Genomic DNA, 14,168 nt, shown 5'->3' with positions numbered 1-14,168 from the left:
CGATCCGTGTTGCTTCTGCCCCCTCCCGGCTTCGCCGGACTCCCCCCTGCGGGGGGAAGAAACACCGGCACCCCCGGCTTCGCCGGACTCCCCCCCGGGCTACTCACCCAAAGGGGGAGGGAACGAACCGCCTACTTGAACCAGATGGTGGTCTCCACCTCGAGGGTGGACAGGTCGTTGGCCTGCAGGCTCCGCCACGACAGGGTCCACAGGGTGTCGCCGATCACCAGCGAGCGCACGATCTGTGGGTCCTGGTTCTCGTAGTCGGGCCAGCAGAGCTCGAGGCGCTCATCCTCACCCAGGCCGCTCAGATCGATACCGGCCTCTTCCTCCAGCCAGCCACGGGCCTCCTCGAGCGGGATGATCTCGCACGATCGACCCCGGTAGCCGCCCTTGTCGTCCTCGCCGCACACCTGGATGACGGCATCACCCAGGTAGCCCTCGGCACCCTCCACCTGCTCGCAATCGGACTCGGGCATGTCGGCGGTGTCCCGGTGGTGGTTCACCCGCCCGAACTCGCGCAGCCCGTCGTCGGTCTTGAGCACCAGCGCCCCGAAGAACTGGTCGGCCCACACCGACAGGGGAAGCACCACCATGTCGGACGGCTCCCAGTAGAGGAACGCCAGGTGGTCCCACTCGGCCTCGGTGTAGGAGTCCTTCAGCGAGTAGGAGTCGATCTCGCGTGGGTTGGCCGGGTCGGAGACGTCGAACACCGACACCTTGGCGCCCCGCACCCGGCCCTCCGAGTCGGCGTCCTGGCCAACACCGAGCAGGCGACCCTCGCCCAGCGGATGCAGGTACGCCGAGTAGCCGGGGATCTTCAGCTCGCCGCTCACCGACGGGTTCTCAGGGTCGCTCAGGTCGAGCACGTACAGCGGATCCACCTGGCGGAAGGTGACCACATACCCGGTGTCGCCGATGAAACGCACCGAGTAGATCTGCTCACCCTCGCCCATGTTCCCCACGGAGCCGACAGCGGCCAGCTCGCCGTCGCGTTCTCCCAGGACCACCACCTGCGACTCGGAGTCGTCGCTGCCCCAGGGCGTGCCCAGGGTGGTGGCCACCCGCAGGAACCCCTCGTGCTCGTCCATGGCGAACTGGTTGAGCAGGTGCCCCTCCACCGAGCCGCTGGCCCGGTAGTCGGCCGGCCCCTCACCGGCGATGTCGAACTTGTGGATGGCGGTCCGGTAGGTCTCCTCGAGGTCATCCATCTCCGTGCCGAACCGTTCCCAGGCGTCCTCGGGAATCCACACGTTGGTGGCCACGTACAGGCTCTCGGTGGAGGCGTACACGGTCTGACCCTCGGCTATGACCCCGGTCCCGCCGCCCACCTGCAGCGACGAGTTCATGTCCAGGGTCGTGATCGACAGGGTGTCGAACCCGGCGAACTCGGCGGGGCGGTTCATCCGGTTGCAGTCGACCACCAGGCCGGAGCCGGTCTCCCGGCCGTCGGCGTCGTAGGCGGTGTAGCCGGGGAGCCAGGTCTCGATCGTCGACTGCTCGATGATCCTGCGGTTGGCCTCGAGGGCGATGTCCTCGGCCGACTCGTTGGAGGGATACACGAACGGCAGGTCGTGCGGGTACGAGGTGAGGACCATCCGCACCGTGTCGCCCACCTTGCGGGCACTCAGATAGGTGCCGTCGAGGCGGACGGTGCGCACCACCTGCAGGTTGGACGGGTCGCTCATGTCGATCTCCTGGACCACAGACACGGGACGGCCCCATCCTCCGGGTGCGATGCGAGCGGCGTCTTCGGCGAACATGGGGATCCCCCACAGGTCGCCGGCGGAGAACACGATGGCGCGCTCGCCGCTGAGGAAGAAGCGGTGACCCCACCCCGACTCGAGGGTCAGCTCGTCGACGAGCCGCGGGGTGTCGCCGGAGACGTCCACGTAGCGGATCACCCCGTCGATGATGGAGACGATCCGGGTGCCGTCGGTCTTGACGATGTCCGGCTCGTCCACCCCGGCCACCTGCACGTTGGTGCCCGAGTAGTCGACGCCCTCCTGGCCGCCTGCGGTGGGCAGGGAGGCGGCCGCGGTCGTCTCCACGGCTCCTTCCCGGGCGGCATCCTCGGCGAACACCGGTCCGTACCACATGGGACCGCCGCTCAGCCCGTAGGGTCCGACCCGCTCCAGCGCCTCGGCCTTGAAGTGGGCGAGGACGGCGTCACAGGCGTCGAACGGAGTGAGGCGAGCGGTGAAGGTCAGGTTGCGCGGGTTGAACGAGGAGCCTGCGGCAGAGATGGTGCCGCCGGTCGTGGTGGTGGATGAGGCGTCATCGCCACAGGCGGCGAGCAGCAGCCCCATGGCAACCAGCAGAGTAGAGATCCGGCGCATGTCAGGGTCCTCCCGTGGAACGTCGCCGCTTTGACGATATCCGACGCCGGAGCGGTTCCCGGTAGCGTGGCATCCGTGCGAATCCTCCTCACCAACGACGACGGCATCGACGCCCCCGGCCTGCTCCCGTTTGCCAGAGCCCTGAGCGGGATCGGCGAGGTGGCGGTGGTCGTCCCCGACCGGGAGCGCTCCTGGGTGGGCAAGGCGATCACCCGCTTCGACCCGGTGCACGTCGCGGAGCGCACCGTGGACGGCATCACGGTGTTCGCCTGCACCGGGTACCCGGCCGACTGCGTGCAGTTGGGCCTCAACGGAGTCCTGCCGGAGCGGCCCGAACTCGTGCTCTCCGGAGTGAACATCGGATACAACTGCGGGGCCGCCTACCTGCAGTCCAGCGGAACCGCAGGGGCGGCGCTGGAGGCGGGGATCGCCAGGGTGCCGGCCATCGCCTTCTCCACCGGGTCGAGCGGAATGCCGTGGGCCGAGTGGAAGCGATGGATCCTCACCCCGGAGGCCATGCCGGTGTGGGAGCGGGTCTCCATCATCGCCGCCGGCATCGCCATCGAGGCCTTCCCCCACATGGTCCCCGGGGAGGTGCTCAACGTCGGCATCCCCGACGACGCCGACGACGCGACCGAGCGACGCATCACCCGCGTGGCCGAGGTCGGGTACGCCCGGCTGTTCGCCGAGCAGAGCCCGGGCGTATACACCCATGCCTACGGGGACCTGGTCACCGGCCCCGACGGGCTGGACGGAACCGACGTCGAGGCCGCACGCGAGGGCGTGATCTCGGTCACCGCCATCAGGGGCGCCGGCAACGGCCCGGCCAGCAACGGGGTCCTCGAGGCGCTGGCCGGCTCCTGACCCGGGCGATCAGCCGCCGTCTGATGCCGGGATCCACTCCGGGACGAAGTTGTCCGGGCAGATCTCCAGCAGCAACGGGTACGGGTTCTGCAGGTTCTCCAGGTCGACCCGTCGCGACCCGGGCATCCAGCCGAAGTGGAGATGGGGCGAGTCGGTGTTGCCGGATCGCCCGAGGAGGCCGATGACGTCGCCAGCGCGCACCCGGGTCCCCGTCCAGATCCACTTCTCCCAGTAATCGAGATGGGCGTAGTAGTAGACGTCTCCGGTCGAGTCGGCCCGGATGTAGATCTGGCGTCCCCCGGATCGGTGCCAGCTGGCCTGCACCACCACCCCGTCCTCGATGGCCTGCACCGGGGTGCGCATCGGGGCGATCAGGTCGGTGCCCTTGTGGGAACGGCCGCCCGGGCGCGCGTCGGCCCAGTCGTCGACGAACCAGTACTCGTCGCCCACCACCGGACACGCTCGCTCCGGCCCCCTGGCCGCCGCCACCACCCGGAGCTCCAACAGCGCCCGGCGGAGCCCCGCCCACTCGCCGGCCAAGCGCTCCGCCTCCCGGGCGGACGCAGGATCGAGGCCGGATCCGATCGGCTCGGCACCGTCGAGCTCGACCTGCCATCCCGCCGACAGGTCGAGGACCTGTGCGGCCGTCTCCGATCCGAGCGCATCCTTCAGACGCCTGGCGGCGGTGGAGCGCACCGTCCCGAACAGGAGGTCGAGGTCCTCGAACCCGGAGTCGACCGCCTCGCCGAAGCGAGCGAGGCGATCAACCTCCCGCACCCGCTCGATCCTGGACTCGACCGTCGCCAGCAGGTCCTCGAGGGTCGCCTCGTCGCCCGCACCGGCGGGGAGGGCGGTCACCACAGCGAGGAGGACCATCAAGGCGATCGACACGGGGCGCAACATCGAACGACGGAGCCTAGATGGTGAGGCGCTCTCCGGTCCCGCCCCGGTCAGCCGGGCCCCATCGCGGCTCGCCGGGGCAGGATCACCGGCTCGCCGCCGGGACCGCGCAGCACGGTCACCCTGGCTCCGGGGAAGAGGGCGATCGACTCCTCGGTGAGCACCTGGGCGGGCGTGCCCTCGGTGACGACGCTCCCGTCGACCAGCAGCAGGGCCCGATCGGCGTACTGGGCGGCGAGGGTGAGGTCGTGGATGGCCGACACCACCGCCATCCCGGAGGCGGCCCGCAACCCGTCCACCAGGTCGAGCACCTGTTGCCCGTGGCCGATGTCGAGCGCCGCCGTAGGCTCGTCGAGGAGGAGCACGCCTGCATCCTGGGCGAGAGCCCGGGCCAGCACCACCCGCTGGCGCTCTCCACCCGAGAGCGTTCCCAGGCGTCTTCCGGCGAGTGGGGCGGCGTCGAGACGCTCCAGGGCGGAGGCCGCGGCCTCCCGGTCGGCTGCCGACTCCAGCCCGAAGTACCCGGTGTGCGGGGTCCTCCCCAGGAGCACGTAGTCGCCCACCTCCATTTCGTCGGGAAGGACCGGGTGCTGGGGCACCACCGCCACCAGGCGGGCGGCACGCCTGGCGTCGAGACCCGACACCTCCGCACCGGCCACCCGGATCGACCCCGCGTAGCGCACGGTGCCGGCGATGGCACGCAGCAGTGAGGTCTTGCCGGCGCCGTTGGGCCCGATCACGGCCAGCCAGCCTCCTGGCTCCACCGCGGTCGACACCCCCGACACCACGGGCCTGCCTCCGAAGGCCACGCCGGCATCTCTGAGCACGACACCGCTCATCTCGGCGCATCCCGCTGCGAGTTGCGCAGGACCAGGAGGAAGAAGGGCCCTCCGAAGAATGCGGTGATGACGCCGATGGGGACCTCGGCCGGGCTGGAGACGGTTCGGGCGAGCAGATCGGCCAGCACCAGGAAGGCGCCTCCGGCGAGCACGCTCAGAGGCAGCACCACCCGCAACGCCCCACCGGCCAGCAAGCGCACGGCATGGGGCACGACGATCCCGACGAACCCGATCAGGCCGCTGACAGCCACCGCCCCGGCGGTTCCCAAGGTGGCGGCCAGAACCACGACCAGCCGCACCCGGTCGGGCCTCACCCCCAGGGTGCGGGCCTCCTCCTCGCCGACGGAGAGTACGTCGAGGAGACGGCGGTGGGAGAGGATCACCGCCGCCGAAACGACTGCGTACGGAGCCATCATCACCACCTCCGACCACCCGACCGTTCCCAGGCGGCCCAGGATCCACGAGTACACCTCGCGGATCGTGTCGGCGTTCTGCTGCTGCACGAATGTCTGGGCTGCGGTGAGGAACGCCGCCACCGCCACTCCGGCGAGGATCAGGGTCACGCCACTGCGTCTGCCTCCGGAGGCGGCTCCCAGGACGTAGGCGGCGGCCACCGCCGCCACCGCCCCGGCGAAGGCGGCCACCGGCACCAGGGCCGACACGGACCCGGCGACGACGATCACCAGGGTGGCGCCGAGACCGGCCCCGGCCGCCACCCCCAGCAGGTAGGGGTCGGCCAGGGGGTTGCGGAACACTCCCTGGTAGGCCCCCCCGGCCAGAGACAGGGTCGCCCCGACCAGGAACCCGAGCGCCACCCGGGGCACGCGCAGCTCCCACAGGATCGCCGCCTGCCGGTCGTCGAGACCGGAGTCGACCGAGACCAGGGGCAGCCGGTCGACCAACTCCATCAGCACGCCTCCCGGCGAGAGCGACGCCGGCCCGACGAGGATCCCGAGCACGACGGCGACGAAGGCGACCACCCCGACCGAGATCAGGGTGACGCCCGGAATGCGACGCCGGGTCAGGCGTCGCTCCCGGCGTGCACGGCGACCGCCACCTTCTCCAGGAACTCGACGAGGCGCGGGCCCCAGCGAGATGCCAGCGACTCGTCCACCGGTATCACCCGACCCTGGCGCACGGCAGTCATCGTCTCCCACCCGGGCCGCTCCGCCACCGCCTCCGGGGTGACACCGCAGCAGAGGGTGTCGGCGAGGAACACGAAGTCGGGGTCGGCCTCGACGATGAACTCGGCCGAGAGCTGGGGCCAGCCGCCGCCGGCGGCGTCGGCGATGCTGGACATCCCGAGCATCCCGTACAGGGAGCCGAGGAAGGTGTCGGAGCCGACCGAGTAGTAGGTGGGATCGAGCTCGTGGTAGTAGGTGAGCGGCTCGGTCGCCTCGGGCAGGGTCTCGAGCAGGGCGGCGATGTCGGACCGCATCGACCCGGTCACCGCCTCGGCACCCGCCCTGTTGTCGGTGAGATCCCCCAGTTGGAGGATCTGGACGTAGACGTCCTCGACGGTGACCGGCGCGTCGAGCACCAGCGCCGGGACCCCGAGAGCGGCCAGACCCTCGACCACTTCGCCGGGGTCGAAGGTGAGCACCACCAGATCGGGATCGAGAGCGGCGAACCCTTCGACGCTCGGGTTGAAGGCGTCGAGCCGGGGAAGTGCTGCGGCCTCGGCCGGGAAGTCGGAGAAGGCGTCGACGGCGATCACCTGGTCCCCGGCGCCGATGGCGAACAGGATCTCGGTGTGGGTCGGGGAGCCGGAGATGATCCGCTGCGGTGGAGCATCCAGGGTGATCCCGGCGATCTCCACCGAGAACCCGGCTGGTGCGGTGGTGGTCACCGCGGCGTCGTCGCCGCAGGCGAGCAGTACGAGGGCGAGCAGCAGCGCTGCGGTCCTCCTCATGAAAAAACCTCCTCGATTCCGAGGAGGAGGTGTTGTCGCGCCGTTGCTGGCTGGCAACCCTTCCTCCGAAGGTGTCCAATCCGACGACACGGCAGGCGACCCGACTCGTCCCCTCGAGGGGGCTTCACGGTTGCGGGACAGCGCCGGATTCTCACCGGACTTCGCTGGCCGTGACATCACCGGCTCTTCACCGGCACGGCGACTCTAGCGCCGGCGGGCAGGCCCCGTCACCGGCGCCGACCGGGTCTACCCTCCGGGCGTGCCCACCACCCGGACCCTGTCGCGCTGGACCCTCTTCGCCACCGTGACCCTGGTCGCCCTGGGCGGCTTCACCCGGGGAAGCGGCAGCGGGTACGGCTGTGCCGACCGGTGGCCGCTGTGCGAGGGAGGGGTGCTCGGCGGTCTGCTGCCCCGCTGGGAGTACCACATGGTCATCGAGTGGTCCCACCGGTGGCTGGCCGTCGTCGTCGGGCTTCTCATCGTCGCGCTGCTCATCGCCGCCTGGCGGGAAAGCCGCCGCCGCACGGTGCTGGTGGCCGGAGCCTCTACGGCCCTGGCCGTGGTGACCGTGCAGGCCTGGCTGGGGCGGATGGTGGTGAAGGGTGACCTCGACCGCGACCTGGTGATGGTCCATCTGGCGGTCTCGTTCCTCCTGGTGGCGGTGCTGGTGCTGCTGGTGGTGGCCACCCGAAGCCCTCGCCAGGAGATGGTTCCATCGGCGGCGCGCGCCTGGACCGCCGGCCTGCTGGCGATGCTCGCCTACGGGGCGATGCTCCTCGGATCGTCGGTGCACAACCAGTTCTTCGAGGGATGGCCGCTGGTGTCGGGGAGGGTGTTCCCCGAGTTCGTCGACCGCCAGGTGGCGCTGCACTGGGCGCATCGCCTCACGGCGGGAGCGGGATGGGCGATGGTGAGCGTCGCCGCCTGGCGGGCCGGGCGACGAGGGCTGCCGGAGCGCCACTGGCTTACGACCGGGGCGGTCGCCTTCACCGGGAACGTCGCCCTCGGTGGTGCGCACGTGGTGACCGAGGTGACATCGGCGGCGATCGTCTCTGCCCACATCCTGCTGGCGGCGATCGCCTGGGCGGCCCTCGTGGGCGCCACGGTGATCGCCGCCGGGTGGGCGACCCGACCCGTCGAGGCGTAGCATCCCGCCGGTGACGGCCGCCATCGAACTCCCCCGCCCTCGCGCCATCCCACGGTGGCTGCTGCGGCTGGGATCGTTCCTGGCGATCCTGGCCTCCCTGATCCTCATGTGGGAGGGCTACAAGGCACTGGGCCAGGCCACCGGCGGAACCATCCCCTTCACCGACGTGCGGCTGCCGGTGCGCACCGACGACACCTCGATGCCCCACGTCAAGGACATCTTCGCCGCCCTGTTCCGCCCGGTGAGCCGGGGCCGCAACGCCGACATCCTCGGATGGCTGCTCCTCAAGAACGCCCTGACCACCTTCCATCGGGCGGCGGTCGGGTTCGTCATGGGCAGCGTCGCCGGGTTCGCCCTGGGCGCCCTCTTCACCCGGTCCCGACTGCTGGAGCGGGGCCTGATGCCGTTCGTGGTGGTGTCGCAGACCATCCCGCTGATCGCCATCGCCCCCATGGTGGTGATCTGGGGCGGGTCGGGGGCGTGGCCCTCGTGGGTGGTGGGCGCCCTCCGCCTCGACGACGCCGGATTCTCGGTGGCGGTGATCTCCGCCTACCTGACGTTCTTCCCGGTCACCATCAACTCGCTGCGGGGCCTCCGCTCACCCGATCCCAACGCGCTCGAACTGATGCGCTCCTACGCCGCCACCGAAGGCCAGATCCTCACCAAGCTCCGGGTGCCGGCATCGATTCCCTATGTGTTCACCGCCCTGAAGATCTCGGCGACGGCGAGCATCATCGGGGCGATCATCGGCGAGCTCCCCGCCGGGGTCGGCGACGGTCTGGGCCGGGCCCTGCTCACATTCTCGTACTACTACGTGAGCGGCCCCGAGAAGCTTTTCGCCACCATCATCGTCTCGGCCCTGCTCGGCATCGCCTTCGTCTCGCTGGTCACGCTGGCCGAGCACCTGGTGGTGAACCGGGGCAATCGGCGACGCGCTCCGGTTGCGGTGGAGGGCACCCCCGTCTGACGGTGCCTCAGATCGGGGGAGCGGCCCGGGTCAGGTTGTTGAAGCGGTTGAACTCGGCGGCGAACCCGAGGCGCACCGTCCCCCTGGCTCCCGAACGGTGCTTGGCGATCTCCACCTCGGCGACGCCGAGGTTCTCCGGGTTGGTGGTGTCGTAGTAGTCGTCGCGATAGATGAACATGACCACGTCGGCGTCCTGCTCGATCGCCCCCGACTCGCGCAGGTCGCCGAGGCGGGGTCGCTTGTTCTCCCTCGCCTCCAACTGCCGGTTGAGCTGCGACACGGCGATCACCGGCACCTTCAGCTCCCGTGCCAGATTCTTGAGCGACCGGCTGATGTCGGCGATCTCCTGCTGCCTGTTGTCGGCGGCGCGCGGGCCCTGCATCAGCTGCAGATAGTCGACCACCACCAGATCGAGACCCAGCGACCGCTTCAGGCGCCGGCACTTGGCCCTGATGCTGGTGACCGTGAGGTCGGCCGAGTCGTCGACATACAGGGGCATCTCGAAGAGCTTCGAGGATGCCTGACTCAGCTTGCGCCAGCGGTCCATGTCGAGCTGTCCGGTGCGGATCTTCTGCGAGTCGACCGATGCCAGGGATGCCAGCAGGCGGTGGACGATCTCCTCGCGGCTCATCTCCAGGGTGAACACCGCCGACACCCGCTTTCCCAGAGAGACGTTGGTGGCGATGTTGATCGCCAGGGTCGACTTGCCCATCCCGGGCCGGGCCGCCATCACCACCAGGTTGGCGGGGTGCAGTCCGGCGAGCATCCGGTCCAGTTCGTGGAACCCGGTGGGGATTCCGGTGATGTCCCCGGCGGTGGCACCCAGCTCCTCGATTCGCTCCAGGGTCACCTTCAGCGAAGGGCCGACCGGCTCCAGGCCCTGGCTCACCTTGGCGTCGGCGACGGCGAACACCGCCGCCTCGGCCTGGTCGAGCACCTCGGCGATGGGCACGTCGCCGCGACCGGCCAACGCACCCACCTCCGCTCCGGCTCGCATCAGGCGGCGGCGGGCCGAGGTCTCGTCGACGATCCCGGCGTAGTAGTCGACGTTCGAGGTCGACGGCACCGCCTCCATCAGGGAGGTGATGAAGCCGACCCCGCCGATCCTCTCCAACAGGTCCTTGCGCCGCAGCCAGTCGGCGACGGTGACCGGGTCGATGGGTTGGTTGCCGTCGAAGAGGGCGACGACCGCCTCCCACACCGATTGATGCGCTGGCTTGTAGAAGTCCTCCGGTCGAAGGACCTCGAGGGCGACGTTGGCGGCGTCGACAGAGAGCATCACCGCGCCCAGCACGGACTCCTCGGCCTCGATGTTGTGGGGTGCCCCCTGGCCGAAACCGGTGCGGGATCCGTCGACGGTGGTCATCTCCTCCTACGCCGGGATCACGTCCAGCACGATCTGGAACTCCACCTCCGGGTGGGGCTTGACGACGACCTGATGCAGGCCGATCTCCTTGATGGGGCCGGCGAGACGGATCTGCTCGTTGCCGACGCTGATGCCGGTGTATTTGGCGATCGCCTCGGAGACGTCCTTGACGCCGATCGAGCCGAAGAGCCGGCCTTCGTCGGCGGCACGCGCCGCCACCACGACAGTGGTGCCCGACAGCGCCTGGGCGACCTCGTCCGCAGCCTGACGGGCGTTGCGATCGGCCTCCTCGCGCGCCGTGCGAACCTTCTCGGCGTCGCGCAGGGCGCCGCGCGTCGCCGCCACCGCCTTGGAGCGGGGCACCAGATAGTTGCGTGCGTAACCGTCGGCGACGTCGACCACGTCGCCGGTCCGCCCGAGGGCGTCCACGTCCTGGATGAGGATGACCTTCATCGGCCCAGGTACGGCAGGAGTGCCATCTCGCGTGCCGTCTTGATGGCGACCGCCACCTTGCGCTGGCATCGTGGGCAGGTTCCGGTCACCCGCGACGAGCGGATCTTCACCCGATCCGACATGAAACGGCGGAGGAGGGCGACGTCTTTGAAGTCGACCTTGCCGTCGTACTGGGTGCAGATCAGGCACACCTTGGGCTTGGCGTTGCGCCCGCGCAGACGCTCGGGAGCGCGCCGCTTCACCTTCGGCTTGGGGTTGTTGTTCCTTGGCATGTGTCCTCCTGGGGAAGTCTTCTAGAAGGGCGCCTCATCGGGCCCGTAGTCGGTGCGGGCCACCGGGCCGGCAGGGGTCGATCCTCCCCCGCCGCCGCCGGCTCCTCCTCCGCCACCGCCGTCGCCGGAACGCGGCGACCTGGTGACCGATGCCGTCGCCCAACGCAGGGACGGGCCCATCTCGTCGATGGCCACCTCGACTATCGAACGCTTGTCGCCGTCCTGTGTCTCCCAGTTCCGCTGCTCGAGGCGGCCGGTGACGATCACCCGCATGCCCTTCTGCAACGACTCGGCGGCGTTCTCGGCGGCCTCCCTCCACAGGGTCCCGCCGAAGAACGAGGTGTCCTCCTGCCATTCACCGTTGCGGTCCTGGTAGCGGCGGTTCACTGCGAAGCGGACCTTCGCCATCGCCATGCCGGCGGGAGTGAACCGGAGTTCTGGATCGTCGACGAGATTTCCGATGAGGGTCACGTGGTTAGATGCCATTGGTCCACCTCTGGGCGCAATAGGGTGCGGGTACGGGCCCCATTGAAGGGGCTTGGTGTGACACTCGCACGGCTACACCGGGCGGACGAACTTGTGGCGGACCACCTGGTCCGACAGGCTCAGGGCCCGGTCGATGTCGACGATCGCCTCCGGCTCGGAGTCGAACCGAAGCACCGAGTAGTAACCCTCGGTGAGGTGGTCGATCTCGTAGGCGAACCGCCTCTTGCCCCAGAAGTCGTCTGCCGCGATGGCGGCCCCGCGTTCGGCAAGGGCGCCGGACAGTCGTTCCACTTCCTTGCGGACGTCGGCCTCAGCCATCTCCGGTCGGAATATCGTCATCAACTCGTAGGTGCGCACGATGCGCTCCACCTCCTTTGGACACTCGCATCTGCGAGAGGCCCCTGACGGGGCAGGTTCGGGGAAGGGCGGCAGTGTATCGCAACCGGAGCGGGTTGCGGAAGTCGGGTGTTCGTGGGGACCTCCCTCGTCTCCAAGAGGGGCAGAGGGGCCTGAGGGACCGGAGGGGGCAAACCGCGACATCACCTGCAGCGACACCGAGTCAGGCCACTGTTGCTTCTGCCCCCCTCCCGGCTCCGCCGTGCTCCCCCCTGCGGGGGGAGGAGACACCGGCGCTCCTAGCCGCCGAGATCCAACCTGAGGTCGGTGATCGCCGCCAGCCTCCCCTCGGGCGCCTCCACCGCATAGCGGTAGGCACCAGACGGGGTGTGGGTCGGGCAGGGGTCCGCCCGGCAAGGCTCCATCGTCAGCAGGTCGACGAATCCCCCGTCCTCGCCGAAGAAGGCGACCTCGAGTGCGATGAGGGTGTCCTTCATCCAGAAGCCCGCCCGGGTGTCCTCCTCGAAGACGAACAGCATCCCGTCGAGGTCGCCCAGGTCGGTGATACCCATGAGCCCTCGGGCGCGCAGCTCGGGGGTGTCGGCCACGGCCACCGACCACCGCTCGCCGGACATCACGATGGTGGCGCGGCCGAACTCCTCGAGGACCATGATCGGACCCGTCGTCGGCCCTGCTCCGAGCGTGGTCGAAGCCGGGGAGGAGGCGCATGCCGCCACCAGGGTGGCGACGGTCAGGAGTCTGAGAGAAGCGCTCGTGCCGCCTCCTCGGAGAGGTGATAGCTCTCCTCGTCGGAAGGGAACTCCCCCTTCTGCACGTCCTCGAAGAAGCGGCGCACGGCCTCCACCGCGGTGGACTCCAGGTCGGCGTACCGGCGGACGAACTTCGGCGTGCGGCCGCTGCCCGACATCCCCAGGACATCGTGGAACACCAGCACCTGTCCGTCGCAGTCGGGCCCGGCACCGATCCCGATGGTGGGCGCCGACACCTCCTTGGTGATCAGCCCGGCGAGCAGGTCGGGGACACCTTCGAGCACTATGGAGAACACCCCCGCCTCGTCCAGTGCCCGGGCGTCGGCGATCAACTCCCGGGCCGCCTCCGCCTGCTTGCCCTGAACCTTGTAGCCGCCCATGGCGTGGACCGACTGAGGGGTCAGTCCCAGGTGGCCCATCACCGGGATCTCGGCGTCGAGGACCGCGGCGATCATCGGGAGCCGCTTGCGGCCGCCCTCGAGCTTCACCGCCTCGGCGCCACCCTCCTGCACCAACCTCCCGGCGTTGCGGACCGTCTCCTCCGGTGAGACGTGATACGAGAGCCAGGGCATGTCTCCCACCACCAGCGCCCGGGGTCGGGTGCCACTCACGGCGGCGGTGTGATGGACCATGTCGTCGACGGTGACGGTGAGCGTCGTCTCCCGGCCCAGCACCACGTTGGCCAGGGAGTCGCCCACCAGGATGACGTCGGCCTCGGCGGCGTCGGCGATGCGCGCCGACGGGGCGTCGTAGGCGGTGATCATCCGAATCCGGGGGCCGCCCTTGCCGGCATGGACGCTGGGGGCCGTGATCTTGTCGCGCATCTCTCGTCCTTTCTCTCCACCCCTGCGGGTTGGAGGAATCCGTGCGCGTCTTCGAATCGATTCGCCCTTCCGTGGGATCCGCCGCAACTGTCGCCGGTCCCGTGGGCCCTCCCGATGATAGGGGTCGGCGGGGCTCTCCGTAGACAGGCCGCGACCCAGGAGGCATTCGGCGGGTAACTTCACCCCCGATGGCACGCAAGGACATCACCATGACCGAGAAGGAACGCGCCGAGTTCCTCGAGGCCGGGATGACCCTGATCGTCACCACGCTGGGCGGCGACGGCCACCCCCACACCGCTCCCATGTGGTACCTGCTCGACGATGGGGCGATCGTCTTCAGATCGTTCACCAAGTCGCAGAAGATCGTCAACCTGCGCCGGGACCCCCGCATCACTGTCCTCGTAGAAGAGGGGATCGCCTACCCGGAGCTGCGAGCCGTGATGATCCGGGGAAGGGCGAGGCTGGTCGACGGAGAGGATGACCCCGCCTACCTGCTCGGGTTGTACGGCCGACTTGCCGCCAAGTACCCCATGGTCGGGCCGGAGCCGATCACCCTGGAACCCGAGGCGCTGGAGGCGGCCTTCGGGCGCCATGCCCCGAAGAACACCGCCGTGGTCGTCGAGCCCGACCGGATCGCATCGTGGGACCACCGCAAGCTGGGCGGCGCCTACTGATGGAGCGGACGAAGGATCG

The 14,168-nt window shown here is 69.6% G+C and carries 16 protein-coding genes and 1 riboswitch; of the genes, 4 read left to right on the top strand and 12 right to left on the bottom strand.

Going from position 1 to position 14,168, the window contains the following annotated elements; translation table 11 throughout:
* Positions 1 to 131: 131 nt before the first annotated feature.
* The gene (locus QY307_07180; protein ID WKZ81879.1) at positions 132 to 2,339 is read right to left on the bottom strand and encodes a beta-propeller domain-containing protein; all 2,208 of its coding nucleotides are present in this window, start codon (positions 2,337 to 2,339) and stop codon (positions 132 to 134) included.
* 66 nt (positions 2,340 to 2,405) lie between these two features.
* Here QY307_07180 and surE point away from each other — a divergent pair, with 66 nt between their 5' ends.
* Positions 2,406 to 3,203, top strand: a complete 798-nt coding sequence (surE, locus tag QY307_07175; GenBank protein WKZ81878.1) for a 5'/3'-nucleotidase SurE — start codon at positions 2,406 to 2,408, stop codon at positions 3,201 to 3,203.
* A 9-nt stretch (positions 3,204 to 3,212) separates the two neighbouring features.
* On the opposite strand, the gene QY307_07170 is transcribed toward surE, so the two are convergent.
* The 4 genes from QY307_07170 to QY307_07155 are packed head-to-tail and all read right to left on the bottom strand — an operon-like array spanning position 3,213 to position 6,854.
* Positions 3,213 to 4,106 carry a M23 family metallopeptidase gene (locus QY307_07170; protein WKZ81877.1) on the bottom strand — a complete coding sequence of 298 codons (894 nt, stop codon included), beginning with the start codon at positions 4,104 to 4,106 and terminating at the stop codon, positions 3,213 to 3,215.
* A 47-nt stretch (positions 4,107 to 4,153) separates the two neighbouring features.
* Entirely contained in the window at positions 4,154 to 4,942 is a 789-nt protein-coding gene (locus QY307_07165) for an ABC transporter ATP-binding protein (GenBank protein WKZ81876.1), read from the bottom strand.
* Positions 4,939 to 5,967 carry an iron ABC transporter permease gene (locus QY307_07160; GenBank protein WKZ83775.1) on the bottom strand — a complete coding sequence of 343 codons (1,029 nt, stop codon included), beginning with the start codon at positions 5,965 to 5,967 and terminating at the stop codon, positions 4,939 to 4,941. The genes QY307_07165 and QY307_07160 overlap by 4 nt, the downstream gene beginning before the upstream one ends.
* Complete coding sequence (locus QY307_07155; protein ID WKZ81875.1) at positions 5,964 to 6,854, bottom strand: ABC transporter substrate-binding protein; 891 nt, start codon at positions 6,852 to 6,854, stop codon at positions 5,964 to 5,966. Before QY307_07155 ends, QY307_07160 begins: the two co-directional genes overlap by 4 nt.
* A 45-nt stretch (positions 6,855 to 6,899) precedes the next feature.
* Positions 6,900 to 7,045, bottom strand: a riboswitch (adenosylcobalamin (AdoCbl) riboswitch).
* Positions 7,046 to 7,113: 68 nt separating this feature from the next.
* Here QY307_07155 and QY307_07150 point away from each other — a divergent pair.
* Entirely contained in the window at positions 7,114 to 8,001 is an 888-nt protein-coding gene (locus QY307_07150; GenBank protein WKZ81874.1) for a COX15/CtaA family protein, read from the top strand.
* A 10-nt stretch (positions 8,002 to 8,011) separates the two neighbouring features.
* A complete protein-coding gene (locus tag QY307_07145; GenBank protein WKZ81873.1) occupies positions 8,012 to 8,968 on the top strand; it encodes an ABC transporter permease in 957 nt (318 codons plus the stop codon).
* Between the two features lie 7 nt (positions 8,969 to 8,975).
* Here the strand turns inward: QY307_07145 and dnaB are convergent, their stop codons facing one another.
* The 7 genes from dnaB to panB all read right to left on the bottom strand — a co-directional run bounded on the left by dnaB (position 8,976) and on the right by panB (position 13,475).
* On the bottom strand, positions 8,976 to 10,334 hold the full coding sequence (gene dnaB / locus QY307_07140; GenBank protein WKZ81872.1) for a replicative DNA helicase: 1,359 nt from the start codon (positions 10,332 to 10,334) through the stop codon (positions 8,976 to 8,978).
* A gap of 6 nt (positions 10,335 to 10,340) precedes the next feature.
* Positions 10,341 to 10,787, bottom strand: coding sequence for a 50S ribosomal protein L9 (rplI, locus tag QY307_07135; GenBank protein WKZ81871.1), 447 nt, complete (start codon positions 10,785 to 10,787; stop codon positions 10,341 to 10,343).
* Entirely contained in the window at positions 10,784 to 11,059 is a 276-nt protein-coding gene (gene rpsR, locus QY307_07130; protein WKZ81870.1) for a 30S ribosomal protein S18, read from the bottom strand. The genes rplI and rpsR overlap by 4 nt, the downstream gene beginning before the upstream one ends.
* 21 nt (positions 11,060 to 11,080) lie before the next feature.
* A complete protein-coding gene (gene ssb / locus QY307_07125) occupies positions 11,081 to 11,545 on the bottom strand; it encodes a single-stranded DNA-binding protein (protein WKZ81869.1) in 465 nt (154 codons plus the stop codon).
* 72 nt (positions 11,546 to 11,617) lie between these two features.
* Complete coding sequence (gene rpsF, locus QY307_07120; GenBank protein ID WKZ81868.1) at positions 11,618 to 11,914, bottom strand: 30S ribosomal protein S6; 297 nt, start codon at positions 11,912 to 11,914, stop codon at positions 11,618 to 11,620.
* 266 nt (positions 11,915 to 12,180) lie between these two features.
* Positions 12,181 to 12,618: a DUF192 domain-containing protein gene (locus QY307_07115; protein ID WKZ81867.1), complete on the bottom strand. Its 438-nt coding sequence runs from the start codon at positions 12,616 to 12,618 to the stop codon at positions 12,181 to 12,183.
* 14 nt (positions 12,619 to 12,632) lie between these two features.
* Positions 12,633 to 13,475, bottom strand: a complete 843-nt coding sequence (gene panB / locus QY307_07110; GenBank protein ID WKZ81866.1) for a 3-methyl-2-oxobutanoate hydroxymethyltransferase — start codon at positions 13,473 to 13,475, stop codon at positions 12,633 to 12,635.
* A 188-nt stretch (positions 13,476 to 13,663) separates the two neighbouring features.
* On the opposite strand from panB, the gene QY307_07105 reads away from it, so the two are divergent.
* Entirely contained in the window at positions 13,664 to 14,149 is a 486-nt protein-coding gene (locus tag QY307_07105) for a pyridoxamine 5'-phosphate oxidase family protein (protein ID WKZ81865.1), read from the top strand.
* The last annotated feature ends 19 nt before the right edge of the window (positions 14,150 to 14,168 follow it).

The organism is Acidimicrobiia bacterium (assembly GCA_030584185.1).
In the GTDB taxonomy this organism is placed as follows: Bacteria; Actinomycetota; Acidimicrobiia; order Spongiisociales; family UBA11373.
This window is presented reverse-complemented; position numbering and strand designations above follow the sequence as displayed.

Bases quoted from the DNA above. Each gene is read 5' to 3' on its own strand.
- ssb (WKZ81869.1), bottom strand. From the start codon at position 11,545: ATGGCATCTAACCACGTGACCCTCATCGGAAATCTCGTCGACGATCCA.
- QY307_07180 (WKZ81879.1), bottom strand. From the start codon at position 2,339: ATGCGCCGGATCTCTACTCTGCTGGTTGCCATGGGGCTGCTGCTCGCC.
- QY307_07105 (WKZ81865.1), top strand. From the start codon at position 13,664: ATGGCACGCAAGGACATCACCATGACCGAGAAGGAACGCGCCGAGTTC.
- panB (WKZ81866.1), bottom strand. From the start codon at position 13,475: ATGCGCGACAAGATCACGGCCCCCAGCGTCCATGCCGGCAAGGGCGGC.
- QY307_07170 (WKZ81877.1), bottom strand. From the start codon at position 4,106: ATGTTGCGCCCCGTGTCGATCGCCTTGATGGTCCTCCTCGCTGTGGTG.
- rplI (WKZ81871.1), bottom strand. From the start codon at position 10,787: ATGAAGGTCATCCTCATCCAGGACGTGGACGCCCTCGGGCGGACCGGC.
- QY307_07165 (WKZ81876.1), bottom strand. From the start codon at position 4,942: ATGAGCGGTGTCGTGCTCAGAGATGCCGGCGTGGCCTTCGGAGGCAGG.
- QY307_07155 (WKZ81875.1), bottom strand. From the start codon at position 6,854: ATGAGGAGGACCGCAGCGCTGCTGCTCGCCCTCGTACTGCTCGCCTGC.
- dnaB (WKZ81872.1), bottom strand. From the start codon at position 10,334: ATGACCACCGTCGACGGATCCCGCACCGGTTTCGGCCAGGGGGCACCC.
- rpsR (WKZ81870.1), bottom strand. From the start codon at position 11,059: ATGCCAAGGAACAACAACCCCAAGCCGAAGGTGAAGCGGCGCGCTCCC.